At 64.9% G+C, this 24,932-nt stretch carries 22 protein-coding genes; 7 read left to right on the plus strand and 15 right to left on the minus strand.

What is annotated here, in order from left to right; genetic code table 11:
* Nucleotides 1-15 precede the first annotated feature (15 nt).
* From FJ988_RS21630 to FJ988_RS21650, 5 genes are all read left to right on the plus strand, one after another.
* Nucleotides 16-927, plus strand: coding sequence for a sugar phosphate isomerase/epimerase (locus FJ988_RS21630; protein ID WP_140820379.1), 912 nt, complete (start codon nucleotides 16-18; stop codon nucleotides 925-927).
* Between the two features lie 66 nt (nucleotides 928-993).
* On the plus strand, nucleotides 994-2,028 hold the full coding sequence (locus tag FJ988_RS21635) for an ABC transporter substrate-binding protein (protein ID WP_140820380.1): 1,035 nt from the start codon (nucleotides 994-996) through the stop codon (nucleotides 2,026-2,028).
* 271 nt (nucleotides 2,029-2,299) lie between these two features.
* Nucleotides 2,300-3,805 (plus strand): sugar ABC transporter ATP-binding protein, encoded by a 1,506-nt coding sequence (locus FJ988_RS21640; protein ID WP_246688628.1) that lies wholly within the window; start codon nucleotides 2,300-2,302, stop codon nucleotides 3,803-3,805.
* Nucleotides 3,802-4,788, plus strand: a complete 987-nt coding sequence (locus FJ988_RS21645; protein ID WP_140820382.1) for an ABC transporter permease — start codon at nucleotides 3,802-3,804, stop codon at nucleotides 4,786-4,788. Before FJ988_RS21640 ends, FJ988_RS21645 begins: the two co-directional genes overlap by 4 nt.
* Entirely contained in the window at nucleotides 4,785-5,771 is a 987-nt protein-coding gene (locus FJ988_RS21650; RefSeq protein ID WP_140820383.1) for an ABC transporter permease, read from the plus strand. Before FJ988_RS21645 ends, FJ988_RS21650 begins: the two co-directional genes overlap by 4 nt.
* A gap of 25 nt (nucleotides 5,772-5,796) precedes the next feature.
* Here FJ988_RS21650 and FJ988_RS21655 read toward each other — a convergent pair whose 3' ends face one another.
* From FJ988_RS21655 to FJ988_RS21670, 4 genes are all read right to left on the minus strand, one after another.
* A complete protein-coding gene (locus FJ988_RS21655; RefSeq protein WP_181183625.1) occupies nucleotides 5,797-6,615 on the minus strand; it encodes a hypothetical protein in 819 nt (272 codons plus the stop codon).
* A 5-nt stretch (nucleotides 6,616-6,620) separates the two neighbouring features.
* The gene (locus FJ988_RS21660; protein ID WP_140820385.1) at nucleotides 6,621-8,111 is read right to left on the minus strand and encodes a glycosyltransferase family 1 protein; all 1,491 of its coding nucleotides are present in this window, start codon (nucleotides 8,109-8,111) and stop codon (nucleotides 6,621-6,623) included.
* 591 nt (nucleotides 8,112-8,702) lie between these two features.
* Entirely contained in the window at nucleotides 8,703-9,782 is a 1,080-nt protein-coding gene (locus tag FJ988_RS21665) for a DUF5666 domain-containing protein (protein ID WP_140820386.1), read from the minus strand.
* Nucleotides 9,782-10,648, minus strand: coding sequence for a DUF6502 family protein (locus tag FJ988_RS21670; RefSeq protein ID WP_246688629.1), 867 nt, complete (start codon nucleotides 10,646-10,648; stop codon nucleotides 9,782-9,784). Before FJ988_RS21670 ends, FJ988_RS21665 begins: the two co-directional genes overlap by 1 nt.
* Before the next feature lie 318 nt (nucleotides 10,649-10,966).
* On the opposite strand from FJ988_RS21670, the gene FJ988_RS31240 reads away from it, so the two are divergent.
* On the plus strand, nucleotides 10,967-11,392 hold the full coding sequence (locus FJ988_RS31240) for a MucR family transcriptional regulator (RefSeq protein WP_246688633.1): 426 nt from the start codon (nucleotides 10,967-10,969) through the stop codon (nucleotides 11,390-11,392).
* A gap of 12 nt (nucleotides 11,393-11,404) precedes the next feature.
* On the opposite strand, the gene FJ988_RS21680 is transcribed toward FJ988_RS31240, so the two are convergent.
* From FJ988_RS21680 to FJ988_RS21705, 7 genes are all read right to left on the minus strand, one after another.
* Complete coding sequence (locus FJ988_RS21680) at nucleotides 11,405-14,074, minus strand: nitrate reductase (protein WP_140820388.1); 2,670 nt, start codon at nucleotides 14,072-14,074, stop codon at nucleotides 11,405-11,407.
* Nucleotides 14,075-14,077: 3 nt separating this feature from the next.
* On the minus strand, nucleotides 14,078-14,407 hold the full coding sequence (nirD, locus tag FJ988_RS21685; protein WP_140820389.1) for a nitrite reductase small subunit NirD: 330 nt from the start codon (nucleotides 14,405-14,407) through the stop codon (nucleotides 14,078-14,080).
* Nucleotides 14,408-14,427: 20 nt separating this feature from the next.
* Nucleotides 14,428-16,878 carry a nitrite reductase large subunit NirB gene (nirB, locus tag FJ988_RS21690; protein ID WP_140820390.1) on the minus strand — a complete coding sequence of 817 codons (2,451 nt, stop codon included), beginning with the start codon at nucleotides 16,876-16,878 and terminating at the stop codon, nucleotides 14,428-14,430.
* Between the two features lie 17 nt (nucleotides 16,879-16,895).
* Nucleotides 16,896-18,194 carry a nitrate/nitrite transporter gene (locus FJ988_RS21695; protein ID WP_140820391.1) on the minus strand — a complete coding sequence of 433 codons (1,299 nt, stop codon included), beginning with the start codon at nucleotides 18,192-18,194 and terminating at the stop codon, nucleotides 16,896-16,898.
* 64 nt (nucleotides 18,195-18,258) lie between these two features.
* Nucleotides 18,259-18,429, minus strand: coding sequence for a hypothetical protein (locus tag FJ988_RS30905; protein ID WP_181183626.1), 171 nt, complete (start codon nucleotides 18,427-18,429; stop codon nucleotides 18,259-18,261).
* A gap of 361 nt (nucleotides 18,430-18,790) precedes the next feature.
* Nucleotides 18,791-20,017, minus strand: a complete 1,227-nt coding sequence (locus FJ988_RS21700; protein WP_140820392.1) for a CmpA/NrtA family ABC transporter substrate-binding protein — start codon at nucleotides 20,015-20,017, stop codon at nucleotides 18,791-18,793.
* On the minus strand, nucleotides 20,014-20,616 hold the full coding sequence (locus tag FJ988_RS21705; RefSeq protein ID WP_140820393.1) for an ANTAR domain-containing response regulator: 603 nt from the start codon (nucleotides 20,614-20,616) through the stop codon (nucleotides 20,014-20,016). The genes FJ988_RS21700 and FJ988_RS21705 overlap by 4 nt, the downstream gene beginning before the upstream one ends.
* 146 nt (nucleotides 20,617-20,762) lie before the next feature.
* Between FJ988_RS21705 and FJ988_RS21710 the strand changes: the two genes are divergently transcribed.
* A complete protein-coding gene (locus FJ988_RS21710; RefSeq protein WP_348644338.1) occupies nucleotides 20,763-21,485 on the plus strand; it encodes a Crp/Fnr family transcriptional regulator in 723 nt (240 codons plus the stop codon).
* Between the two features lie 9 nt (nucleotides 21,486-21,494).
* On the opposite strand, the gene FJ988_RS21715 is transcribed toward FJ988_RS21710, so the two are convergent.
* The 4 genes from FJ988_RS21715 to FJ988_RS21730 are packed head-to-tail and all read right to left on the minus strand — an operon-like array spanning nucleotide 21,495 to nucleotide 24,853.
* Entirely contained in the window at nucleotides 21,495-21,938 is a 444-nt protein-coding gene (locus tag FJ988_RS21715; RefSeq protein ID WP_246688630.1) for a hemerythrin domain-containing protein, read from the minus strand.
* A 24-nt stretch (nucleotides 21,939-21,962) separates the two neighbouring features.
* Nucleotides 21,963-22,094: a cytochrome bd-I oxidase subunit CydX gene (gene cydX, locus FJ988_RS21720; protein WP_135858807.1), complete on the minus strand. Its 132-nt coding sequence runs from the start codon at nucleotides 22,092-22,094 to the stop codon at nucleotides 21,963-21,965.
* 20 nt (nucleotides 22,095-22,114) lie between these two features.
* Nucleotides 22,115-23,269, minus strand: coding sequence for a cytochrome d ubiquinol oxidase subunit II (gene cydB / locus FJ988_RS21725; protein WP_140820394.1), 1,155 nt, complete (start codon nucleotides 23,267-23,269; stop codon nucleotides 22,115-22,117).
* Between the two features lie 12 nt (nucleotides 23,270-23,281).
* Entirely contained in the window at nucleotides 23,282-24,853 is a 1,572-nt protein-coding gene (locus FJ988_RS21730; protein ID WP_140820395.1) for a cytochrome ubiquinol oxidase subunit I, read from the minus strand.
* Between the last annotated feature and the right edge of the window lie 79 nt (nucleotides 24,854-24,932).

Genomic DNA, 24,932 nt, shown 5'->3' on the forward strand with positions numbered 1-24,932 from the left:
GTATTGGGAGGCATCATGAAACTTGGACTGCTCACGGCACCATTTCCGGATACTGCCCTCGGCGAGGTCGCCGACTGGGCGCGCTCGGTGGGTTTCGAGGCGCTGGAAATCGCCTGCTGGCCGAAGACTTCGGGCGCAAGTAGGCGCTATGCCGGCACCAGCCATATCGACGTGGACATCCCGGCCGCCGAGGCGAAGGACATCGCCGCCGCGCTGGCCGGCAAGGACCTGACGATCTCGGGTCTCGGCTTCTACCCCAACCCTTTGCATCCCGACCGGGCGCATCGCGAAGCGGTGATCGACCATTTGAAGAAGGTTATCGTGCTGGCGAGCCGCATGGGCGTTTCGCTGGTCAACACCTTTTGCGGCGGCGATGCCTCGAAGACCGTCGATGCCAACTGGGAAGACGCGCAAAAAGTCTGGCCGGCGATCATCGCCCATGCCCGCGAGCATGGCGTCAAGCTAGCCTTCGAGAACTGCCCGATGATCTTCAGCTATGACGAATGGCCGGGCGGCCACAACATCGCCTATTCGCCCTATGTCTGGCGCCGCATCTTGGAGGCCTGGGGCGGCGATGTCGGCATGAATTTCGACCCCTCGCATCTCGTCTGGCAGATGATCGACAAGGAGCGTTTCATCCGCGAGTTCGGCGCAAACATGCTGCATGTGCATGCCAAGGACCTGATGATTGATCATGATGGTTTGTACGAGCGCGGAATCCTGTCCGCCGGGATAGGCTGGCAGGTGCCGCGCATGCCGGGGCTTGGGGATATCGATTGGAGCAGGATTTTTTCGGGCCTCTACCGGGCCGGATATGACGGGCCGGTCATCATCGAGCATGAGGACCGCCGCTTCGAAGGGACGGACGAGAAGGTGAAGCGCGGCTTCCTGCTGGCGCGCGACGTGCTGCGCCCCTTCATCAAATGACCAAGGCTTGGCGCCGATCGCTTCGGCGCCCTGGAACTGCAAAAATCAATGTGGAGGAGTACTGACATGAAAAAACATCTGACCATGGCCTCGCTGCTTGCCGGCGCCGCTCTGTTTGCATCGGTGGGCGTTTCGACCGCCGCCGGCAAGTACACGATCGGCATTTCCAACACCGTGCAGGGCAATGGCTGGCGCGAGGAAATGATCTGCGCGATGAAGGCGCAGGCGCTCGCTTCCGGCGAGGTGGCCAAGCTCAACATCGCCCACCGCAACACCGACGCCGCCGGACAGCTCGAGGACATCCGCAACCTGATCAGCGCCAAGGTCGACGCCATCGTCGTCAACCCGGCCGATCCGGCCGGCATCAAGGCCGGTCTCGAGGAAGCCACCAAGGCCGGCATCGTCGTCGTCGCCGTCGACCAGGCGGTGACCGAGCCCTCCGCCTACATCATTTCCAACAACCAGGAACAATACGCCTATCTCGGCGCCAAGTGGCTGTTCCAGCAGATGGGCGGCAAGGGCGAGGTCTTCTATATGCGCGGCGCCGCCGGCGCTTCGGCTGACTCGGATCGCGACAAAGGCTTCAAGAAGGCGCTGGCCGAATTCCCCGACGTTAAGGTCGCGCAGGAGGTCTTCACCGGCTGGCAGCAGGATCAGGCCAAGCAGCAGATCCTCTCCTTCCTCGCCACCGGCACGCCGATCAACGGCATCTGGACCTCCGGCATCGACAACGTCATCGTCGACGCGCTGGTCGAGCAGCAAGCGCCGATGGTGCCCGTCGTCGGCGCCGACAATGCCGGCTTCGTCGGCCAGTTGAACACGGTCAAGGGTCTGGTCGGCGCGGCCGTGACCAACCCCGGCTCGATCGGCGGCGCCGGCGTGACGCTGGCCCTGCAGATCCTCGACGGCAAGAAGCCGGCGCAGCAGACCGTACTGGTCGAGCCGCAGCTCTGGGAAAACGCCACCGACGAAGGCAAGGCCAAGCTGAAGGCCGCCGCCGATCCGTCGCTCAGCCCCGAATGGCCGGTCTCGATTTCGATCCCGGACTGGACCACCTACACCAAGGACCAGATCGTCGCCTGCAAAGGCCCGGGCGAATAAGCGTTGAGACGCCCTTCTGCCTTCTCCCCTTGTGGGAGAAGGTGGATCGGCGCGTCAGCGCCGAGACGGATGAGGGGTGTTCCAGGGAACGCCAGCGTCTCACTCCGCTGGAACACCCCTCATCCGTCGCCTTCGGCGACACCTTCTCCCACAAGGGGAGAAGGGGGAGCGAACCTGCTTCAGCCGGCGCCTACATTAGTTTTTGGAACGAGAACCACACGATTTGACGACAAACCCATTACCGCAAAACCCTCTCCTCGACGCCACCGGCGTGGCGAAAAACTACGGTGCGGTTGCGGCGCTGCGCAATGCCTCGCTTTCCGTGCTGCCGGGCGAGGTCCATGCGCTGATGGGCGCCAACGGCGCCGGCAAATCGACGCTGGTGAAGATCCTGACCGGCGCGATCCGCGCCGACGCCGGCCGCATCCTGATCCGCGGCCAGCAGCTCGATGTCCGATCGCCCGCTGCGGCGCGCCGCGCCGGTCTGCTGCCGGTCTACCAGGAGCCGTCGCTGATCCCCGATCTCGACGTGCTCTCCAATCTCAGGCTCACCGGCACGCCGGTCGAACCTTTTCGCGCCTGGGTGCGCGAACTTGGCATTCCCGATCTCGATATCCGCGAGACGGCCCGCAACATCCCTTTGGCCATCCTGCGCGTGCTTGACCTGGCGCGCGCGCTCGCGGTCGAGCCGGATGTGCTTCTGCTCGACGAGATGACTGCCGCGTTGCCGGCCAACCTTGCCGAGAAAGTGCTCGAGGTCGTGCGCCGCCAGGGCGACGCCGGCCGCTCCGTCATCTTCATCTCGCACCGTTTCGTCGAGATCTCGGCGCTGTGCGATCGCGCCACGGTGCTGCGCGATGGCGCCACCGTCGGCGTCGTCGACATCGAACCAGGCATCGAGGAAAGAATAGTCGAGATGATGCTGGGCAGCCGCATCGAAAAGACGCGCGTCGCCGCGCGCGCGGCACCCGACACCTCCACGACGAAAGCCGGCCGACCACGACTCGCTGTCCGCAACCTGCAGCTCGGCACCAAGCTCAACGACGTCTCCTTCGATCTCGCCAATGGTGAAGTCGTCGGCGTCTTCGCGCTCGAGGGCCAGGGCCAGGACGAGCTCTTCGCCGCGCTTGCCGGCTCGATCCGGCCAGGCGGCGGCACAATCGAGGTCGACGGCGTGCCGGCAAGATTCTCGCATCCGAGCGACGCCATCCAGGCCGGCATCGCCTATGTGCCAGGCGACCGCACCGAGGCTTTGGCCATGCAGCGCTCGGTGCGCGAAAACATCGCGCTGCCTTTCAGCGCGGCGCTTCGCAAATGGGGACCGATCCGCATGCGGCGCGAGCAGGTGGTCGTCTCCGGCGCCATCGGCAGGCTGCAGATCGACACCCGTGCCCAGGGCGAGGTGCAGCGCCTCTCCGGCGGCAACCAGCAGAAGGTGACCATCGCCCGCTGGATCGCGGCCGACGCCCGCACCATCCTGTGCTTCGATCCAACGCGTGGCATCGATGTCGGCACCAAGCAGGAGATCTACAAATTGCTGCGCGAGCTCGCCGGCCAGGCCAAGTCGGTGCTGTTCTACACATCCGAGATGGAAGAGGTGCAGCGCGTCTGCGACCGCGTCATCGTCATCTTCGGCGGCCGCGTCGTAGACACTTTTTCGGTCGAGGAAGCCGACGAGCCGGCCCTGATGCGCGCCGCCTACGGCCTGCCGCGCGGCGTCAAGGCCGATGTCGGCATCCTCGCCGATGTCAGGACCGATACGGGGGCCGCATCATGAGCCACCTCTTCCGCAACCAGGGCTGGGTCGCCGGCCTCTTCGCCCTGCTGATCTTTCTCTTCATCGTCACCAAGCTGATCCAGCCCGGCTATGGCAGCGGCGATTTCGGCTCGCTGGCGCGGGCGGTTCTGCCTTACGCCTTTGCCGTCGCCGCCCAGACCGTTGTGGTCATCGCCGGCGGCATCGATCTTTCGGTCGCCGCCATGATGGCGCTGACCAGCGTCACCGCCGCCTCGATGATGAACGGCGCCTCGGAAGAATATGCGCTGTTCGTCGTGCCTTTCGTGCTTGCCATGGGCTTCGTGCTCGGCGCGCTGAACGGCGCCCTCATCGTCGTAACCCGCGTGCCGGACATCGTCGTCACCTTGGCCATGCTGTTCGTGCTGCAGGGCGCGGCGCTTCTGGTGCTCGACGCGCCGGGAGGTGCTGCCGCCGAATGGCTGAAGGCGATGATAACCGGCACCGTGCCGATACCCGGTCTTCCCGATGCGATCGACGCCTGGCTGCCCAAGGCGCTGCTGGTGCTGATCGTCTGCCTTTGCGTCATCTGGATCCCGCTCAGGCGCTCGCGCCTCGGCCTTTCCCTCTACGCCATCGGTTCCAGCGAACTGGCCGCTTTCCGCAGCGGCGTGCCGGTCGCCCGAACCCGCATCATCGCCTATGCGCTGTCTGGCCTGTTCGCCGCGATGGGCGGGCTGGCGCTGACCATGAGCACCGGCATCGGCGCGCCCATCCCGGGCCCATATCTGCTCGCCAGCGTCGCCGCGGTGGTGCTGGGCGGCGTCGCGCTAGGCGGCGGCAAGGGCGGGCTCTTGGGACCCATCATCGCCGTCTTCGTGCTGAGGCTGGTGCGCACAGACCTGACCTTGCTTGCCATCGATCCCAACGTCACCGCCATCATCGAGGGCCTGATCATGGTCGCGGTGGTGATGTTCGGCGCCTTCATCACCATCCGCGGCCGCCCGGCGGGAGCAACGCCATGACCGACAGCGCGACCATGCCCCAACCTGTCTCCTTCGGCCGCCGCGTCAAACGCTTCATGGCGGACCGGCCGCTCATCCCGCTGATCATCCTCTTGATCATCCTCGTGGTGATCCTGCAGATCCTGCGCCCCGGCATCGTCAACGAGCGCTGGCTCGCCAACACGGCGAAATTCGCCATTCCGCTGGCGATCCTCGCTGGATGCCAGACCATGACCATGCTGACCGGCGGCATCGACCTGTCGGTCGGCACGGTGGCGACGATGAGCGCTTTCATCATGGCGACGCAGATCGTCAACCAGGATCCGGCGGTGGCCTTCCTGCTCGCCATGTTGCCGGCCGTGCTGATCGGCCTCGTCAACGGCATCGGCGTCGGCGTGTTCCGGGTGCATCCGCTGATCATGACGCTCGGCACCAGCCTGATCGGCACCGGCTTCCTGCAGGTCTACCAGCGCACGGTGATCGCGTCGGGGGCCAAGATACCGGATTTCCTCAACTGGCTGGGCACAGGTGTCACCTACGGCTTCCCGAACGCCTTGTTGCTGTTCGTGCCCGTCGCCGTGCTGATCGTCTTCATGTTGAACCGCACCGGCTTCGGCCGCCTTCTCTATGCCGTCGGCGACAATGAGCGCGCCGCGCGCCTGTCCGGCGTGCGCTACTGGCAGGTGATCACCGCGCTCTACGTGCTTTCCAGCCTGCTCGCCGGCATCACCGGCCTGCTCTATATCGGCCTGATCAAGGCGCCGTCGCTGTCGCTGGCCGAGCCCCTGGTGCTGCCTTCGGTGGCGGCCGCCGTCATCGGCGGCACCTCGATCTTCGGCGGCCGCGGCGGCTACACCGGGACCATCATCGGCGCGCTGATCCTGACCGTGCTCACGACGCTGCTCACCATCCTGCAGATGCCCGAAGGCGGCCGCCGCATCCTGTTCGGCTTCATCGTGCTGTTCGTGACGGCGGCGTATTTGCGGATTGTCGAGGATCGGTAGGACGAAGCGAACGGCGCACCGGCCCTCACCATAAACCGACAAGCGACCTCAGCATCGCCTTGGCGCCGGCCGCTTCCCGGCAGGTTTTGCGGAAGTCTTCTCGGCCGGTGGCACACAGCACATCGTTATCGATGCCGCGCAAAATCAGGTTCGCGTTGCGCCATCCGACTCGGGCAAGGGCGGATGCCAGATCCGCGCGTGACGACTTGTATACAGGCTGATCGAAGGCAGAATTGGCGGTCTGGTCAACATCATTGCTTGCACCGAGCGCATGCCGTGGGATTTCCACGGCGCTACCGACGTCGAACGGCAAGGAATGGCCGAGAAAATGCGAGATCATGTGCAGAGACAAGGCCGGGCATGAAACCAGTTGCTCGTAGCAAACAAAATGCACCGGAGCGCCGGCGCGGCGAAGCGCATCCATGGCAAAATAGAACTGGTTCCAGTAGTCGGAGGGCGAGCGGAACCGGTATTCCATTCTCCCCGGCTCGGTAAAATCCTGCCGGACCTCGAACGGTTTGCTCAGGAAGGACGCAAGACATCCGCTCGGCTTGAAGAGGGTATCGTTCCTGGCCTGACGATACCATGACAGAAGCTGGGTGACCGGATCCTTGCTGGCCACGACGATCGGCAAATCCCCATACTGCATATCGCGCCCATTCATAAGCGCTGGAAAAATTCCGTGCTTCCAGAATCCCCGGTCGAAGACCACCGGCGTCTTCAGATAGCGTTCCACCAGATACTTCGCGAGATTTGTGCCGGATCTCGGTGTGCCCATGATGCGGACACCGACGACGGCATTACAGGCTCGCTCCTGCGATCCGCTGCGGATTGATGTATCCATCTTGATTACAGCTCGGCTGGTCGAAGAGTTGATCGTTCGGCCGGCATTTTGCTCGTGCTTCCTGCTGCCTCCGCCGCCGCGGACTTTGGCCGGCAATTCCGATGTCCGAGGTCGGTCGAACCGAGAGCACCGACATGGCCGATGATCGCCGCGAAGAAATCCCGCTCGCCAATGGGGCGGTAGCGCTGCGCGATCGTCTCGCGCAGCTCGCCAAGCCAGAGCGGATCGGTGCAGGCCTTGGCGACCGCGGCGCACCACGCCTCGACATCGTGCGCGGGAATGGTCGGCATCAGCCCTTGCGTCGCTTCCGCCAGCGACGGCGCGTCCGAGATCAGAACCGGTAATCCGAAATCGAGGCATTCGGCCGCGCCCAGGCCCCAGCCTTCGACGGCCGAAGGGTAGACGCTGAATTCGGCGTTCCGATAGAGCGCGGCGAGTTGCTGATCGCTGAGATTGGACCGGAACTGAACGTAGTCGCGAAGCTCCGGATGCGCCTTCATGAAGGCTACCAGCTCGTCATACATCCAGCCCCAGCGACCGCAGAGAACCAGCGTGGGCAGCCGGTCGCCCAGGATGGGCATCAGGCGATGCCAGACCTTGAGCAGCAGGATGTGGTTCTTCCTGATCTCGATCGTCGAGCAATAGAGGACGAACTTGCGGCCTTGCTGTCCGCAAGTCGTGCTGCGATCGGAGATGGCTTCCTTGAGAAAGGCTCCGGGCGACGCCACCGCGACTTGCGGCGCGCGGTCGGGCATGGATGCGGCGGCATGGCACCTCACCCTGTCGGCCGTGTATTTCGACACGCAGACCAAAAGGTCCGAATTCTCCATCTGCCATTCAGTGTTGCGGACGAAACCGCGCGCATGATGCGGTCCGACGAATTGCGGATAATCGATCGGGATGAGGTCGTGCATGATCGTGAAAATGCCGCCTGCATTATCCTTCGGCAGCTTCTTCGCGGCAATGTCGTGCACGCTCGCGCTGGAGAGGAAGCACGTTGCGTTCCTGTCCTGCAGCGGGTTCTTTGTCTCGGCCCGCCTCGGGCGCAGCGCCGATTTCACGATCTTGAACAGGCGGATCGCCGTCTTCGACAGCTGGAACTTGATCCCGCGCCGCTTCTCGGAGCCGGAGACGAAGATCGCCGCCACGCGATCGAACTCGCGTCCGAAGGCGAAAGGCGCTGCCCGCATGATCGTCAACACTTTCCAGAGACGCGCCGGATAGGAGCTATGCTCTCCCCCGACGGGTTGCGGCAGCTTGCCGTCGACCAACTGCCTCAGGTAGCGAAGCTCGGCTTCGTCCAGCATCTGGCCCCACCCCTGAGCGTCGACGACGAAAAACCCGACCGGCGAAGCCTTCCACCGCAGTGCCTGGCGAATGAGCGCCGTTTCGACCCGCGGGATGCCCACTGGCGGATGAGGTCCCCAGCGCAATGGCAAAGTGGCGTCGATGTAGAGTTTCTTCAAAAGGTTACCCTGACAATGGCTGGCGATCATCGCGGCAATCCGGCTGCCGCGACCCAAGTGGCGCCGAGGCAGCGTTGCCGCGGCTCTTGTCGCTTGATTTCCACGCTCCGGATTCTCTCCCGGAAACCTTGATCTCACTACGTGGGAAATTTACCCACGTCAAGAGTGAGGCGCTTGAAGCAGCGCGGGCGGGCGTCTCGGACTGTGTTCTGGGGGCATCCCGCCAATGCCATTCCCGAAGCCCTCGGGAGAAAAACAAGCATCTCGAGTTGACTTGTGGGTAATTTTCCCACAAATAGATTTGACAGCGATGCATTGGAGAAGAGGAGCAAAACTACCGAACGCTCAGGAATTTCCGCGGACCGTTCATCCACCCCGAATGGTGCCGGAAGGCAGCCGTAAACAAAAGCTCGAGCAAGCCCCCCTTAAACGAGCGCCTCGCACGGCTGCCCCGGCCGGCCTGTCTATCGCAAAGACAGGCCGGCCGGATCATCTCTTGCTTTGAAACAGCCCCGTCGTCAGCGATTTTGCAAAGGCCGAGCGAGACCCTGCGCCTTGTTGGAGCGCGGCCGGTTTTGATGCAATTCCGAACGAAACCGCTGCGTACATTCCTGCAATTGCTTAAGGCCCACTGGGCCCGCCAGGGCCGGAACCTCCCGGCCCTCCCGGACCACCGGAACCACCGTTCGGTTGGCCGTTAGGTGCGCCGGGCGCGCCCGGACCTGGCATGCCAGGCCCGGCCGGAGGCTGGCTGGGCATGCCGGGCTGGCTTGGCGCATTCATACCAGGATTTCGATCGCGCGAGGCCGAGACGATGTTGCCGGCATGATCGATCCCGACCGTGAGAAACACCCGCATCGCATCGCTCGATTTCAAGCTACCGTCCCGGTCGACGATGGCGACGCCCAGCCCAGATACGAGGCGACGTCCCATACGCTGGAGAAAGGTCTCGTAAAGCACGCTTGCGACATCGGCCTGTGGAACCGGAGCCTCGGCTTCGAGGCTAACGACGCTGTATCCGCCGCCGGCCTTTGCCAGCCGCGCATGAACGCGCCGGTTTGCCAGCCCCGATGATTTCGGCCCGACCTTAAGCCGGCCGACCAGCAGCGAACCGGACCGTGCGGCAGCCACGCCGCGGACCAGGAAATGCGTTTCACCGGGCCTCGCCTCGACAAGGCTGGCGACGATCGTCCCATCGGGACGGCGAATGCCGTAAACGGCCACGATGTCGCCCTTGCGGATCGTCGGGTCGTTCGGAGCGGCGCCGATGTCGACGCTCTGGCCCAGCACCCGGATCGAGCCGGCGCTCATCCACTCGACGGGCCCGACCACCTCGCTGGTGACATGGATGACGCGCGTGACGACGCGGCCCGCCTCCTCGGTCACCGCGACCCGCACGACATGACCCACCTTGAGGCTGCTTATGGTGACGGGGGCATCGTCCACCCACACCGGCACGTCGGCGTCATACGCGACCCGCACGTCGTTGACGAAGATGCTGCCGAAGCGCTGGATGGTCCCGACGATCCCGGTGCCGCCGATGCCGTTATCGTTGTCCGTCCCGGCCGTCCAGCCGGTGCCCCCAATGCCCTGGTCCTTCGACGGTTCGGTGGCTCTTGCAAGAAAGCTGAAAAGCACCGCCGGCATGGCGGCGCCAAGCATCAGGAAGCTGCGCCGCGTCGGCCTCATGCGCCCGCCCATCAAGCCCCTCCGTCGGCGGGCTTGCGCGGGGTCCCGTCTTCGGTGACGGTCGATGCGTCGTCCGAGGTCAGGATGTAGACGCCGCAATTCCAGCGGCTGGTCCCGCCGGGATCGCTCTTGACGGCCTGGTTGGCATGTTTGTTGAGCTGGATCAGCGTCTCCACCACCACCTTGCGGCTATGGGCCTCGAGCGACCGGGCAAGCTCTTCCGACAGCCCGTCATAGTGGACGGCGCGCTCGATGAAGGGCGGATTGTCGGCAAGCACGTTCGCAACGGCGGCCGCCGCATGATCCTGGAGATTGCGCGCCAGATAGTAGAGCCGGACCTCGCCGTCTTCGCGCGGCACCATCGCTCCTTCCAGGAGCACCACCCGATCGCTGGCGTCGATCTCGACGAGCTTGCGGTCGAGCCAGTCGTCCAGCACCGCACGTGGCCTAAGATCGCGGGTCACCGATTCCACCAGGCTGACGAACGAGACCTCCCCGGCCTCGCCCGCGCGCGGCAGCGGCAGCGGCGTGCCGTCGGCATCGACAAAGGACGGATCGGCAAGCCAGCGCGCGACGATGGCGCTGGTCCTGGAAACGGAGTCGGGCACCACCCTTACCGGAGCCCCGGCGCCCCTAAGCCGGCTGACCTCCTTGCGATGAACGCCCGTCAGCAGGCTGACCCTGCTATCGGTCTGCTGCTTGTCGGGCAGCGCGAACTCGTGCTCGGCGACATTGACGTAAAGCTGCCGCAGCAGATCGACGAACGCCGGAAACGTCACGCCGCATTTGATGGCCAGCCGCACCAGCGGGCGCAGGACGCGATTCAACGCGTTCTGGACTCCGGCGGCATCCAGATGTTGCCCCGTCGATCTATTCATCTCGTCCTTCGCTCGCCGACCCTGAGATCGGCCTCCATCCCTCGGAACGTCTCGGCGAAAATAGCCCGTGGGAAATGCTGCCACAAGAGATACGCAGTCGCAGAGAGCAAGCTGTCGGTGTTTCTTCAATTGACATGTGTGAAATTTTCCCACAGCCTTAGCCGTCTGTCAGCGGATTTTTTGAATGCGCTGCGGCCAGGCCCGTCAAAGGAGAGATTTTTGAGAAAGCCGTATACAAAGCCAACCATCGCCAGAACCGGAGGCGGGCGGCAGGAAACACAGGTCAATGGCCACGACTGGACGCATAGAGCCATCGACATCGGGGCCTCGGATGCTGCCGGGCGGCAAGGCAAGGACATCGACCTGATCTCCTTAACCGCAAAGCTTGTGTCGTCCTATGTTTCGAACAACGCCTTGCCCGCCGCCGAACTACCGGTCTTTCTCGGCAAGATTCACGCCTGCCTCAAATTGCTTTCCGGCGAGACGTCCAGGATGGAGCTCGACGAACCGCAGACCTTCGTTCCCGTTAAGAAATCCGTCACCCCCGATTTCATCATTTGCCTGGAAGACGGCAAACGCCTGAAATCCTTGAAGCGCTATATCGCGGTTCAATACGGCCTTACGCCGGACCAGTATCGCAGGAAGTGGAACCTGCCTTTCAACTACCCGATGGTGGCGCCGAATTACTCCGCCACGCGCTCGCGGCTCGCCAAGTCCATGGGTCTCGGCCGAAGGCCTAAATAAGCTAGGCGCGGGTCACTCCGCCGCCTGGGCGCGCCCTGCGTCGATGATCGACCTGATCTCCGAGCGGCACGAACCGCAATTGGTCCCGGCGCGCAGCGCCGAGCCGATCGCTTCGACACTGTCGCATCCCGCGGCTACCGCGGAAGCGAGTTGGTTGACGCCGACATGGAAGCACGCGCACACAACCCGCCCGATGGCGGGCATCGGCGCAGGCGAGCGGCCCGACAAAAGCGCGTGGCGATCAACGGCCGATAGCGGCTCACGCGTTGCCAGCAGCGACACCAGCCAGTCGCGCATCGGCAGTTGGTCCGGGGCGGCGACCAGCAAGGCCTCGGCCATGGCGCCGCCTTCGTCGATGGCGGCGGCGCGGTAGGCCCGTCCGCGACGGTCGTTGTATTCCAGCAGCCGGTCCCGGCGAAACGCGTCAAAAAGCTTGCGCGCCAAAAGAATGCCCTGGTCCGGCGGCTCGGTGCCGCCGAGCTCGTAGACCCAGCCGCCCTCGACCGCCTGCCGGCTCCAGTGAACGAAACCCGTCGGCCTGAGATCGCGGCGGGTGATGAGCACGGCGGCCCAGCCGGTCTCTTCCCGCACGATCCTCACCGGGACATGCTTCAGCTCCGGCTGGCCGGAATGCGGATCGGTGACGGGCGAGGACAGCAGCCCGGCGGCGGCCCTGGCCGCGAAATGGCCGCTCCAATGCATGGGCAGGAAGGCCTGGCCGCGCCGCTGCGCGTCGGCGACGCGCACCCTGGCGCGGACGAAACCGAAGCGCGTCGAGAGATGGGCGAGATCGCCGTCCTTGAGGTTGCGCGCGGCCGCGTCCGCCGGATGAAGGTCGACGGCCGGCTCCGGCGCATTCGCCATCAGGCGCGGCACGCTGCCGGTGCGCGTCATGGTGTGCCACTGATCGCGCAGCCGGCCGGTGTTCAGGGCAAGCGGATAGTCGGCATCGACTGTGAAAGCCGTCGCCTCCTGCCGCACCGATACGAAACGCGCGCGGCCGTCGGGCGTCGGAAAGCGGCCATCGGCAAACAACCGCGTCCGCTGCTCGCGCCGCTCTGGCAAAGGCCAGTGGCGTGGCGCGAAACCGGCATAGTCCGCCTCACTGAGGTCGGCGAGACCGCCGAGATCGAACAGCCGCTCGCCATCGTTCTCGAAGGCAGAGAGCGCGGCATGCTCGCGAAAGATCTCGGCCGGCGTCTGGTAGGCGAAGGCATCGCCGAAACCCATGCGGATGGCGACATCGCAGATGATGCGCCAATCGGCTTTCGCCTCGCCCGGCGGCGGCACGAACGGCCGCTGGCGCGAGAGGCGCCGCTCCGAATTGGTGACCGTACCGTCCTTCTCGCCCCAGGCAGCGGCCGGAAGCAGCACGTCGGCATAGCGCGTGGTGTCGGTGCGGGTGACATCCGAGACCACTACGAAGTCGCATTTGGACAAAGCGGCGCGCACGCGCGAGGCATCCGGCATCGAGACCGCCGGATTCGTGCCCATCACCCACAGAGCCTTGATGCGGCCTTCGGCGACCGCCTGGAACATATCCACGGCCTTCAGGCCGCCACGCCGCGCAATGTTGGGCGCCTTCCAGAAGCGCGAGACGCGATCGATCCCGGCCTGATCGGCGAAATCCATATGCGCGGCAAGCTGGTTGGCCAGCCCGCCCACCTCGCGGCCGCCCATCGCGTTCGGCTGCCCGGTGACCGAGAAGGGCCCCATACCGGGCCGGCCGATGCGGCCGGTGGCGAGATGGCAGTTGATGATAGCGTTGACCTTGTCGGTGCCATGCGCCGACTGGTTGACGCCCTGGCTGTAGATGGTGACGGTCCGCTCGGTTGCAGCGAAGAGATCGTAGAAGGCTTGGACGTCGGCCGCCGCCAGCCCGCAGCCTTTCGCGACGCGCGCGATCGACGGCGCATCGGCCTCGGCCAGCGCGGCCGCGGCATCGAAGCCCGACGTGCCGTTGCGGATGAAGTCCGCGTCGGTCTTGCCGTTTCGGGCAAGATGGGCGAGCAGGCCGTTGAAGAGGAGCACGTCGGTGCCTGGATCGAGCCCGAGATGCAGGTCGCATTCGTCGGCCGTCGCGGTGCGGCGCGGATCGATGACGACGATCCTGGTGCCGCGCTCTCGGCGCGCCGCGAGCATGCGCTGATAGAGCACCGGATGGCACCAGGCGGTGTTGGAGCCGGTAAGCACGACGAGATCGGCTTGCTCGAAGTCCTCATAGACGCCGGGAACGATGTCCTCGCCGAAGGCGCGGCGATGGCCGGCGACGGACGACGCCATGCAGAGCCGCGAATTGGTGTCGATATTGGCCGAGCCGATAAAACCCTTCATCAGCTTGTTGGCAACGTAGTAATCCTCGGTGAGCAATTGGCCGGAGACGTAGAAAGCGACCGAGTCCGGCCCATGCTCGGCAATCGCGCGCGAGAATTTCGCCGCCACGAGATCGAGCGCTTCGTCCCAGTCCGCTTGCCTGCCGCCAATCTCCGGTTGCAGCACCCTGCCTTCGAGGCCGAGCGTCTCGCCGAGAGCTGAACCCTTCGAGCAAAGCTTGCCGAAATTGGCCGGGTGATCGGGGTCGCCGCGGACGGTCGTCGTGCCGTCCGCGGCGACCCCGGCCAGCACGCCGCAACCCACCCCGCAATAGGGGCAGGTGGTCCTCACCTCGCGTGCTTCTTCCATGCCTCAGGCCGCTTTCGAGGCCAGCGCTTCGAGCGCGATGAAAAGCCTTTCGCCCTCGACCTTGACCGGAATCGTCCTGACTGCGCCTTCGTCGGCGCCAAGCGCCTTGCCGGTCTCCAGCGAGATCACCCAATTGTGCAGCGGGCAGGTCACCGCCGCGCCATGGACGATGCCCTGGCTGAGCGGCCCGCCTTTGTGCGGGCAGTGATCCTCGATGGCGTAGACCTGGTCGTCGGCGGTGCGGAAGACCGCGATCTTGCCTTGCGGTGTGACGACGCAGCGCGCGCCGCGCGGCGGAATGTCGGCGATGGCGCCGATCGCGATCCAGTTCATGCCGTCTCTTTCCTGTCGACTCACTCCGCCGCCTCCGCGTAGCCGACCGAAGCCATCGGCCGGAACTCATGCTTGTCCTTGCCGGAGACGCGTTCGGACCAGGGGTCGACCTGCGCAAATTTCTGCGAGAAGACGAAGCGGTCGAAGAGGTCTCTGCGGCGCTCGGCGTCGTCAAGGATCTGCCGTTTGATCTCGGCGGTGCCGATGCGCTTGGCCCATTTGTAGATGCGTTCCAGATAGCGGGCCTGCTCGCGATACATCTGGACGAGCGCCACGATCACCTCCAGCGCCTCGTCCTCGGTCTTGACCAGGCCGAGCACCTCGGTGCCCTTGATGTCGAGGCCGGCCGCTCCCGCGAAATGGATCTCGTAGCCAGAGTCGACGCAGACCACGCCGACATCCTTGCAGGTCGCTTCGGCGCAGTTGCGCGGGCATCCCGACACCGCCATCTTGACCTTGGCCGGCGTCCAGGAACCCCACATGAATTTTTCGATGCGGATGCCAAGCCCGGTCGAATCCTGCGTGCCGAAGCGGCACCAGTCGGAGCCGACGCAGGTCTTCACCGTACGCAGGCCCTTGGCATAGGCATGGCCGGAGACGAAGCCGGCCTTGCCGAGATCGGCCCATACCGCCGGCAGGTCTTCCTTGCGGATGCCCAGCATGTCGATGCGCTGGCCGCCGGTGACCTTGACCATCGGGATCTTGAACTTGTCGACGACGTCGGCGATGGCGCGCAATTCGCCGGCGCTGGTCACCCCGCCCCACATGCGCGGCACCACCGAATAGGTGCCGTCCTTCTGGATGTTGGCGTGCACGCGCTCGTTGATGAAACGCGACTGATAGTCGTCGGCATATTGGTCAGGCCAATCGCAGACCAGATAGTAGTTGAGCGCCGGCCGGCATTTGGCGCAGCCGCAGGAGGTCTTCCATTCGAGCTCCTGCATGACCGCAGGGATCGTCTTCAGCCCCTTCGCCTTGATCAGCCGCCGGACATCGTCATGGCCGAGGCTCGTGCAGCCGCACATCGGCTGCACCGCCGCCGGATTGTAGGCTTCGCCCAGCGTGAGCTTCAGCAGTTGCTCGACGAGACCCGTGCACGAGCCGCAGGAGGCCGAAGCTTTGGTATGGGCGCGCACGTCGTCGAGGCCGGTCAGCCCCTTGGCCGAGATCGCGCCGGTGATCTTGCCCTTGCAGACGCCGTTGCAGCCGCAGATTTCCGCATCATCCGCCAGTGCCGCAACGGCCGCCAAAGGGTCCGAGGAAACGCCTCCCTGGAACGCCTGGCCGAAGATCAGCGTGTCGCGCATCTCCGAGATGTCGGTCGCCTTCTTCTTGAGGTCGTTGAACCAGGCGCCGTCGGCGGTCTCGCCGAACAGCACCGTGCCGATGATGCGGTTGTCCTGCAGCACGACGCGCTTGTAGATGCCGGCCGACGCATCGCGCAGGATGATCTCCTCGCGATCCTCGCCATCGGCGAAATCACCCAACGAATAGAGATCGATGCCGGTGACCTTGAGCTTGGTCGGCGTGTCGGAATGGACGAAGCGCTTGTCCTCGCTGTCCGCCAGCCCGGCTGCCGCCACCCGCGCCATCTCGTAGAGCGGCGCGACCAGCCCATAGACATGGCCGCCGACCTCGGCGCATTCGCCGAGCGCCATGATCGCCGGATCGGAGGTCCGCATGCGGTCGTCGACGACGATGCCGCGATTGACCTCGAGCCCGGCCTCCTTGGCCAAAGTGGTGCTCGGGCGGATGCCGACCGCCATCACCACCAGCGTCGCCGGGATGACAGTGCCGTCCATCAACTCGACGCCCTCGACCTTGCCGTTGCCGACAATGACCTTGGTGTTGGCCTTGGTCATCACCTTGATGCCGCGCGCCTCGACGGCCTTCTGCAGCAGGTAGCCGGCGGCCGGGTCGAGCTGGCGCTCCATCAATGTCGGCATGACATGCAGCACGGTAACGTCCATGCCCTGCTCTTTCAGCCCCGCGGCGGCCTCGAGCCCAAGCAGGCCGCCACCGATGACGACAGCCTTGGCGCGCGACTGCGCGGCGAGCAGCATGGCGTTGACGTCGTCGAGGTCGCGATAGGTGAGCACGCCGGGCAGATCCTTGCCCGGCACCGGGATGATGAAGGGCACCGAGCCGGTGGCGATGACCAGCCGGTCGTAGCTTTCGGTCACGCCGTGGTCGGAGGTGACGGTCTTCGCCTCCCTGTCGATGGCGACGATCCTGTGGCCCTTGTAGAGGGTGATGCCGTGCTTGATGTACCAGCCGTCGCCATGGATGACGATTTCCTCGAACGCCTTCTCGCCCGATAGCACCGGCGAGAGCATGATGCGGTCGTAGTTCACGCGCGGCTCGGCGTTGAAGATGGTGACGGCGTAGCGGTCGGGCGCGGCCTCCAGCAGGTGCTCCAGCATCCTGCCAGGCGCCATGCCGTTGCCGATGATGACGAGTTTCTCGCTCATATCCGGTCTCATCCGATCTATTCGGCGGCGTAGGAAAGGGACGATGTCTTGACGGCCTGGCGCTCCATCCGGCGGATGCTGAAATGCATCCAGATGAGGCAGGAGACGACGATCACGAAGAGCAGCATGAAGCAGCTCGACCACACGCCGGTGAGGTCGTTGAGCGCGCCGAAGGCGATCGGCAGGATGAAGCCGCCGAGGCCGCCGATCATGCCGACCACGCCGCCGACCGCGCCGACACTCTGCGGATAGTAGGCCGGGATGTGCTTGTAGACGGCGGCCTTGCCGAGGCTCATGAAGAAGCCGAGCACGGACGCGACGGCGATGAAGGCGAGCGGGCCGATCTCGAAATGGAAGGGGATCGGCCCGCTGATGCCGCGCACGACGTAATCTGCCGAGGGGAGAGACAGAACGAGGGTCGCGACGGCAGAGACGCTGAAGGTCCAGTAGAGCACGGTGCGGGCGCCGATGCGGTCGGAGAGCACGCCGCCATAGGCGCGGAAGATGCTGGCGGGGATCGAATAGGCGGCGCCGATCATGCCGGCGGTGGCGATGCCGAAGCCGTAGACGCCGATCAGGTAGCGCGGCAGCCATAGCGACAGCGCCACGAACGCACCGAAAGCGAAGAAGTAGTAGAAGGCGAAGCGCCAGACCTGCAGGTTCTTCAGCGGCGCGAATTCCTGCCAGAAACTTCTTTCCGGCGTCGCCTTGCCGGCGCGGCGCTCGCGGATGACCGGATCGTCGCCGGTGGTGAACCAGAAGATCGCAGCCATGACCACCAGGGCCGCAGCCCAGATCAACGCCACCGACTGCCAGCCCCAGGCAAGCAGCACCATCGGCGCCAGGAACTTGGTGACCGCCGCGCCGACATTGCCGACGCCGAATATGCCGAGCGCGGTGCCCTGTTTTCCGGCCGGGAAGAAGCGCGAGACATAGGCGACGCCGACGGCGAAGGAACCGCCGGCCAGCCCGACGCCGAGCGCGGCGACCAGCATCTGCTCATAGGTATGCGCGAAGGCGAGCAGGAAGGTCGCGACTGCCGCCGCGAGCATGGTCAGCGTATAGACGAGGCGGCCGCCATAGCGGTCGGTCCAGACGCCGAGCACCATGCGCACCAGCGAGCCCGTCAGGATCGGCGTGCCGACCAGCAGGCCGAATTCGGTCTCGTTGAGCCCGAGTTCCTGCTTGATGCGCACGCCGATGATGGAAAAGATCGTCCACACCGCGAAACAGACGGTGAAGGCGATTGTGGACATGATGAGCGCCTGCCGGGATGCACTATCCTGGCTGGTCGCGGCTGGGAGATTTGCGGTCATCTTGGGCTCCGGTTGCGGTGGCGAGGCACCGCGTTTGATGGGGTGATCAGTGGTGCTGCATTGCTCAGCGCGCCGGGACTTGCGCGGTCACTTGCGGCCCTTTGGCCTCGGTGTTCGGGCTGGCGGGAAACAAAAGCATTGCGGCAGCGAACAGCGCCGCCGTCAGCGCGCTGCTCAGCAGGAAATCGCGGCGGGCGAAATCCTTGAGGGATGTCGTTGCGATCCGTCTCGTCATCGTCGTCTCCCATTGGGGCGCCGCCTGGGACCAGCGCCGTCGATTGCGTGTCGGCCAAAACAAAAAAGCTGCCGTCCAGGCCTCGTCGCGTCCGTACATCCGGGAGCGCGCGTTGACCTGAGCGGCAGCTTTGCCTGTGGCGCCCGCCATTGGACGCCTGTTTCGTTGCCCGCGAACGGGCTTGGTTATTTCAAAGCACGAAGCGTGCCAGTTTTACGAGAAAGCTGAATTTCAAGGAAAATCAATGCTATAGGAATTTTCACCGGCGACCGGATCAAGCGGCGATGCGGTCAAACATTGATCATCGGCACAAACAGAGCGCATAAATTTTGTGCAATGCACAAGAATGGCGCGCAAATGATCAGGTGCGTTTCTGGCCAGCGATATAGGCGTCGATCCGGTCGGGATCGAAGATCTGCCCGTCGAAGAAACCGTCCGGACCGAGCACCAGGCTTGCCCCTGCGGAGCCGACCGGCGTCGCGACCTTCAGCGCGCCCTCGACCTTGGCATTGGCGCCGGGCAGCGCGACGCCGAGCGGCTTCAGCGCCGCGCGGTAGAGGTCGGGCCGGTAGCAGTCGCGGGCGATGGCCAGGTTCTCCGGTGTGTGCCGCAACTGCCCCCAGCGCACCATCTGCGTGTAGAACCAGAGCGCATGGCTCTTCCAGGGAAAGTTCGCCGCCTTGTCGAAGGGCAGGAAGAAATCCTCGACGCTGCGTTCGGCACCGCCGCCGAGCTGAAGGCGTCCAGTCAGGGCGGGCATCTGGAGCGCCGCCTTCTGCCCCAGGAAAGCGGGCTGCGCCATCAGTGCCGCCAGGTCGTCGCGGTTCTCCTGAGTCTGGCACCAGCGGGCGGCGTGATGCAGCGCTCTCAGGAGCGCGGCCAGCGCGTCGGGCTGTGCCTCGGCCCAGGCCTTGCGCGCGCCGATCACCTTCTCCGGGCTGTTGCGCCACAGCAGCGCCTTGACGGTAACGATGTGCCCGGTGCCTGCGGCGATCGCGGCGCTGTTCCAGGGCTCGCCAACGCAATAGCCGTCGATGCGGCCGGCGGCGAGGGCGTCGGCCATGAAGGGCGGCGGCACGATGACGATCTCGATGTCGCGGGTCGGATCGACGCCGCAGGCGGCGAGCCAGTAGCGCAGTTCGTAGTTGTGCCCGGAATGCGGATGCACGACGGCAAAGCGCAGCGGCTCGCGCCCGGCAACTGCACGCTCGCGGATCAGCGCGCCGAGGGCTGCCCCTGCCCCGGCCGGATCGAGGTCCGGTTCGGCACCATGCGCCGCCATGCCCTCCCACACCGCATTAGAAACGGTGACGCAATTGCCGCCGAGCCCGAGCGAGAACGGCACGATCGTGTCGGAGGCGAGCGGGGTGAGGCCGAGGCTGCAGGCGAGCGGCATCGGGCCGAGCATGTGCGCGACATCGAAATGACCGATGGCGATGCGGTCGCGGATGTTGGCCCAGGAGCTCTCGCGCTGCAGCTTGAGCGCGATGCCCTCGCGCGCGGCAAAGCCCATCTCGGCGGCCGCGACCAGGACGGCGCTGTCGAAGAGCGGCATGAAGCCGGCGGTGATCTGGTGCGCCATGCTCATTCGCCCTCCGGCGGTCCCAGCAATCCCGCCGCCGTCACCAGGCTCTGGGCGATGTCGGCGATCTTGCGGTTCTGGTTCATCGCGGTCTTGCGCAGGAGCGCGTAGGCCGCCTCCTCGCTCAAGCCGCGCGACTTCATCAATATGCCCTTGGCCCGGTCGATGACCTTGCGGTTCTCCAACTCGCTGCGCGCCTCTTCCAATTCGCGCGCCATGCGCGAGAAGGCATTGAAGCGACTGATCGCCATGTCGAGGATCGGCTTGATGCGCTCCTTCTTCAGCCCGTCGACCACATAGGCCGACACACCGGCATCGACGGCGGCCTCGATCGAAGCCTGGTCCGAGCGGTCGACGAACATCGCGATCGGCCGCTTCACCGCGCGCGTCAGCTGGAACATGTTCTCCAGCATGTCGCGGTTGGGATTTTCGAGATCGATGACGATGACATCCGGCTCGATCTCGGCGATGCGCCGGGCGATCCCGGCCACATCATGGACCACCGTGACATGGCGATGGCCGGCGTCCCGCAATCCGGCCTCGATGATCGAGGCGCGGATGCGGTTCTCGTCGATAACAAGGATGGTCAACGAACCGGCAGCCATGCGTCTATTGTGCAGGCGGATCGCGATTGTGCAATGCGGTCATCCGCTGGAATGATTTCGGCCGCTCTCGGAGGCGTGGGCTGCGACCCAATCACGCCCGCCCTTGCATTGCCGCTGGGCGGCGGGAACACTATAGGTGTTTTATCGTGCGCGAGGATATTCACACGACAGGCGTCCCGTTGCTCTGCGCTTCATGCGAGGCGCGGCATCGCGGCATCTGCGGCGCGCTCAACACCGAGCAGCTTGCCGTCCTTGCCAAATCGACGAAACGGCACAAAGCCGAAGCCGGCAAGGAGCTGGTGGGCGACTCCGCGAGCATCGAGCGTTTCTCCAATGTGCTTTCAGGCGTCGTGAAATTGACCAAGACGCTTTCCGACGGCCGCCAGCAGATCGTCGGCCTGCAATTCGCCCCCGATTTTCTCGGCAGGCCCTTCCAGAGCGAGAGCACGCTCACCGCCGAGGCCGCGACCAATGTCGAATTGTGCTCGTTCCCGCGCCAGGCGCTGGAGCGCATGATGAAGGAGCAGCCGGACCTCGAGCATCGCCTGCTCGAACAGAAGCTGCGCGAGCTCGACCAGGCGCGCGACTGGATGGTGGCGCTTGGCCGCAAGACGGCCTCCGAGAAGATCGCAAGCTTCCTTTTGATGATCGCCCGCAACATCGATCCCGCCACCGGACCGGAGCGGCGCAGCGCCGCTTTCGACCTGCCCCTGTCACGCGCGGAAATCTCGGATTTCCTGGGTCTCACCGTGGAGACGGTAAGCCGGCAGATCACCCGGCTGCGAGGCGAGAGCGTCATCCGCATCGAGAACAACCGCCACGTCATCGTCGACGACATCAAGCGCCTGGCCGCGCGAGCCGGAGACTGACTCCCGTCGCTACCGATTGCCGAGCACTTCCGGCAGCACGTGGTCGCGCTCGAACGCGATATGGCGGCGCAGCGCTTCGAAGAAGGCGCGCAGCATATAGCCGAACGCCTCGGGATTCTCGATCGGCCGCCCGTGGCCGTAGGCCAGCAGCGCCTCGCTGAGATCGGCCGCGGCGCTTTCGTCCTCCAAATGCTCGAGCTTCAGCCGCGCGACGGTGTCTTCCTCCCCGGTTCGCCGCGCGAAGCCGGGGAACACCGCCTCTTCCTCGAAGCGATGGCACTCGCGCAGCATCGGCAACAGGTCGGCCGCCACGGCGAGGCACTGGAGCCGATCGACGCGCGACGGCAGATCGTCGGCAATGCCTTCGAGCATGTGGCAGAGCGCAAGCTTTTGCACATGCGCCCGCCTCATATCCGCCGGACTGCGCAGCGGCTCGGATCTTGTGCCCGTCACGACGGCTGCTCCGCCAAGCCCGACTCAGGGCGTGGGCAAGGCGACGGTATCCTCGACGGGTTCCTCGCGGACGGTGCGCAGCTCGTACCAGAGCGCGTTGAGGATGCCGACGGAAGCGGCCAGTCCGAGGCCGAGTATCCAGGAAAAATACCACATGATCAGGAACTCCGGTTGGATCAGTAGGCCGACGAGCCGGCCTTCTCGATGCTCTTCTCGCCGACCTTGCCCCACAGAACGCGGTAGACCCAGGCGGTATAGGCAAGGATCAGCGGCATGAAGATCACCGTGGCGATCAGCATGTTGCGCAGCGTGGCGCGGCTCGACGATGCGTCGAAGACCGCGAGCGAATGGCTGGGGTTGCTGCTCGACGGCAACAGGATGGGAAACATCGCGAGCCCGACCGTGGCGATGATCATCGCGACGCCGAGCTTCGAGGCAAGGAAGGTCCAGCCTTCGAGCCTGGCCTGGAAACCGGCGGCGGCTAGCAGCGGCGCGGCGATGCCGAGCGCAGGCACGATCCAGAGCAGCGGATGGGCATGGAAGTTCGCCAGCCAGGCCCCGCCGTCCGCCACCACGGTTTTGAGTAGCGGATTGGACGGCCCGTCCCAGATGATCGGCGACGTCACACGATAGCCGCCGAGCAGGCCTAGCGAGACCAGCACGCCGCCGCCGGCAAAGAGCGCCGCCGTGACGATTGCCGAGCGCGTGCCGACGGCGCGGGCGCGGTCGGCGACGCTGCCTTCCGCCTTGAAGGTCAGCCAGGCCGCGCCATGCGTCACCAACATGGCCAGCGAGACCAGGCCGCAATAGAGCGCCAGCGGGTTGAGCAGCCCGAAGAGCGAGCCCTCATAGATCGGGCGCAGGTCCGGCGTGAAATGGAACGGCACGCCCTGCAGCGTGTTGCCGACGGCAACGCCGAAGATCAGCGCCGGCACCGCGCCGCCCACGAAGAGCGCCCAGTCCCAACGCGTGCGCCAGGCCGGGTCGGGGCGCTTCGAACGGTATTTGAAGGCCACCGGGCGCATTATCAGCGCCAGAAGCACCAGGAACATGGCGAGGTAGAAACCGGAGAAGCTCATCGCGTAGAGCGCCGGCCATGCCGCGAAGATGGCGCCGCCGCCGAGGATAAACCACACCTGGTTGCCTTCCCAGACCGGGCCGATGGTATTGATGGCGACGCGCCGCTCGGCGTCCGTCTTGGCGACGAAGGGCAAGAGCGCGCCAACGCCCATGTCGAACCCGTCGGTCGCGGCAAAACCGATCAGCAGCACGCCGAGCAGTATCCACCAGATCACGCGCAGCGTTTCATAGTCGAAGAGAGATTCGATCATCGTCGTGATCCTTCATTCTGCCGGTTGCATTGCAGGGTCGGCGTTCGGGCGCAGATCATCGATGACCTTCGCGACTTCAGGCCCCTTGCGGATGGCGGCCAGCATCAGCCTGACCTCGATTACGGCAAGCACGCCATAGACGAGCGTGAAGCCGGCGATGGTGAGCAGGAGGTCGCCCACGCCGAGCTCCGACGTAGCGAGGAACGTCGGCAGCACGCCGTCGATGATCCATGGCTGGCGGCCGAACTCGGCCACGAACCAGCCGACCTCGATGGCGATCCAGGGCAGCGGCATGGCGATGAGCGCGGCGCGGAACAGCCAGCGCGGCGCTTCGGTCTCCCGCGTCGTGTGCCACAGCGACACGGCAAACAGCGCCAGCAGCGCGAAGCCGCAGGCCACCATCAGGCGGAAACCGAAGAAGAGCAGCGGCACGTAAGGCACCGTCGACCAGGCCGCGTCCTTGATCTGCTGCTCGCTCGCCTGCCGCGGATCGGGCAGGTAACGCTTGAGCAGCAGCGCGTAGCCGAGATCCCTGGAGCTGGCATCGAAGACGGCGCGGGCGGCGGTGTCGTTGCGATCCGCCTTGATCTTCTCGAGCGCGTCATACGCCACGATGCCCGTGCGGATGCGGGCTTCAGCATGGGCAACCAGCGCATCGATCCCCGCGATCTGCTTGTCGAACGAGCGTGTGCCGATGATGCCCATCACCCATGGAATGTGGATGGCGAAATGCGTCTGGCGATCGCTCTGGCTCGGAATGCCGAATGCCGTGAACGAAGCCGGCGCCGGCTCGGTCTCCCACATGGCCTCGATCGCCGCGAGCTTCATTTTCTGGTTGTCGGTGAGCGCATAGCCGCTCTCGTCGCCGAGCACGATCACCGACAGCGCCGATGCCACGCCGAAAGCCGATGCGATCACGAAGGAGCGCTTGGCGAGCTCGACATGGCGTCCCCTCAGCAGATACCAGGCCGAGACGCCGAGCACGAAAGTAGCAGCGCAGACATAGCCGGCGGAAACGGTGTGGACGAACTTCGCCTGCGCCACAGGATTGAAGATCACCGACATGAAGTCCGTGACCTCCATGCGCATAGTCTCCGGGTTGAAGGCCGAGCCGACCGGGTTCTGCATCCAGCCATTGGCGATCAGGATCCAGAGCGCAGAGAAATTGGTGCCGAGCGCCATCAGCCAGGTGACGATCATATGCGCGCGCGGCGAAAGTCGGTCCCAGCCGAAGAAGAACAGCCCGACGAAGGTGGCTTCTAGGAAAAAGGCCATCAGCCCTTCGATGGCCAAGGGAGCGCCGAACACGTCGCCGACATAGTGCGAGTAATAGGCCCAGTTCATGCCGAACTGGAATTCCATGGTGATGCCGGTGGCGACGCCGAGGGCGAAGTTGATGCCGAACAGCACGCCCCAGAACTTCGTCATGTCGCGCCAGATGGTGCGGCGCGTCATGACATAGACGGTTTCCATCATGGCGATCAGGATGGAGAGGCCGAGGGTCAAAGGCACAAACAGGAAATGATAGAGGGCCGTCAGCGCGAATTGCAGCCGCGACAGATCGACGAGTAGAAAGTCGGACATGAGAGCATCCTTTCTGGATACCGCCTCATAGCGCCGGACGAATGCCGGCGACTTGATCTGGATCAATTCCTTTCATCCT

This window comes from Mesorhizobium sp. CU3 (assembly GCF_006442965.1).
In the GTDB taxonomy this organism is placed as follows: Bacteria; Pseudomonadota; Alphaproteobacteria; order Rhizobiales; family Rhizobiaceae; genus Mesorhizobium.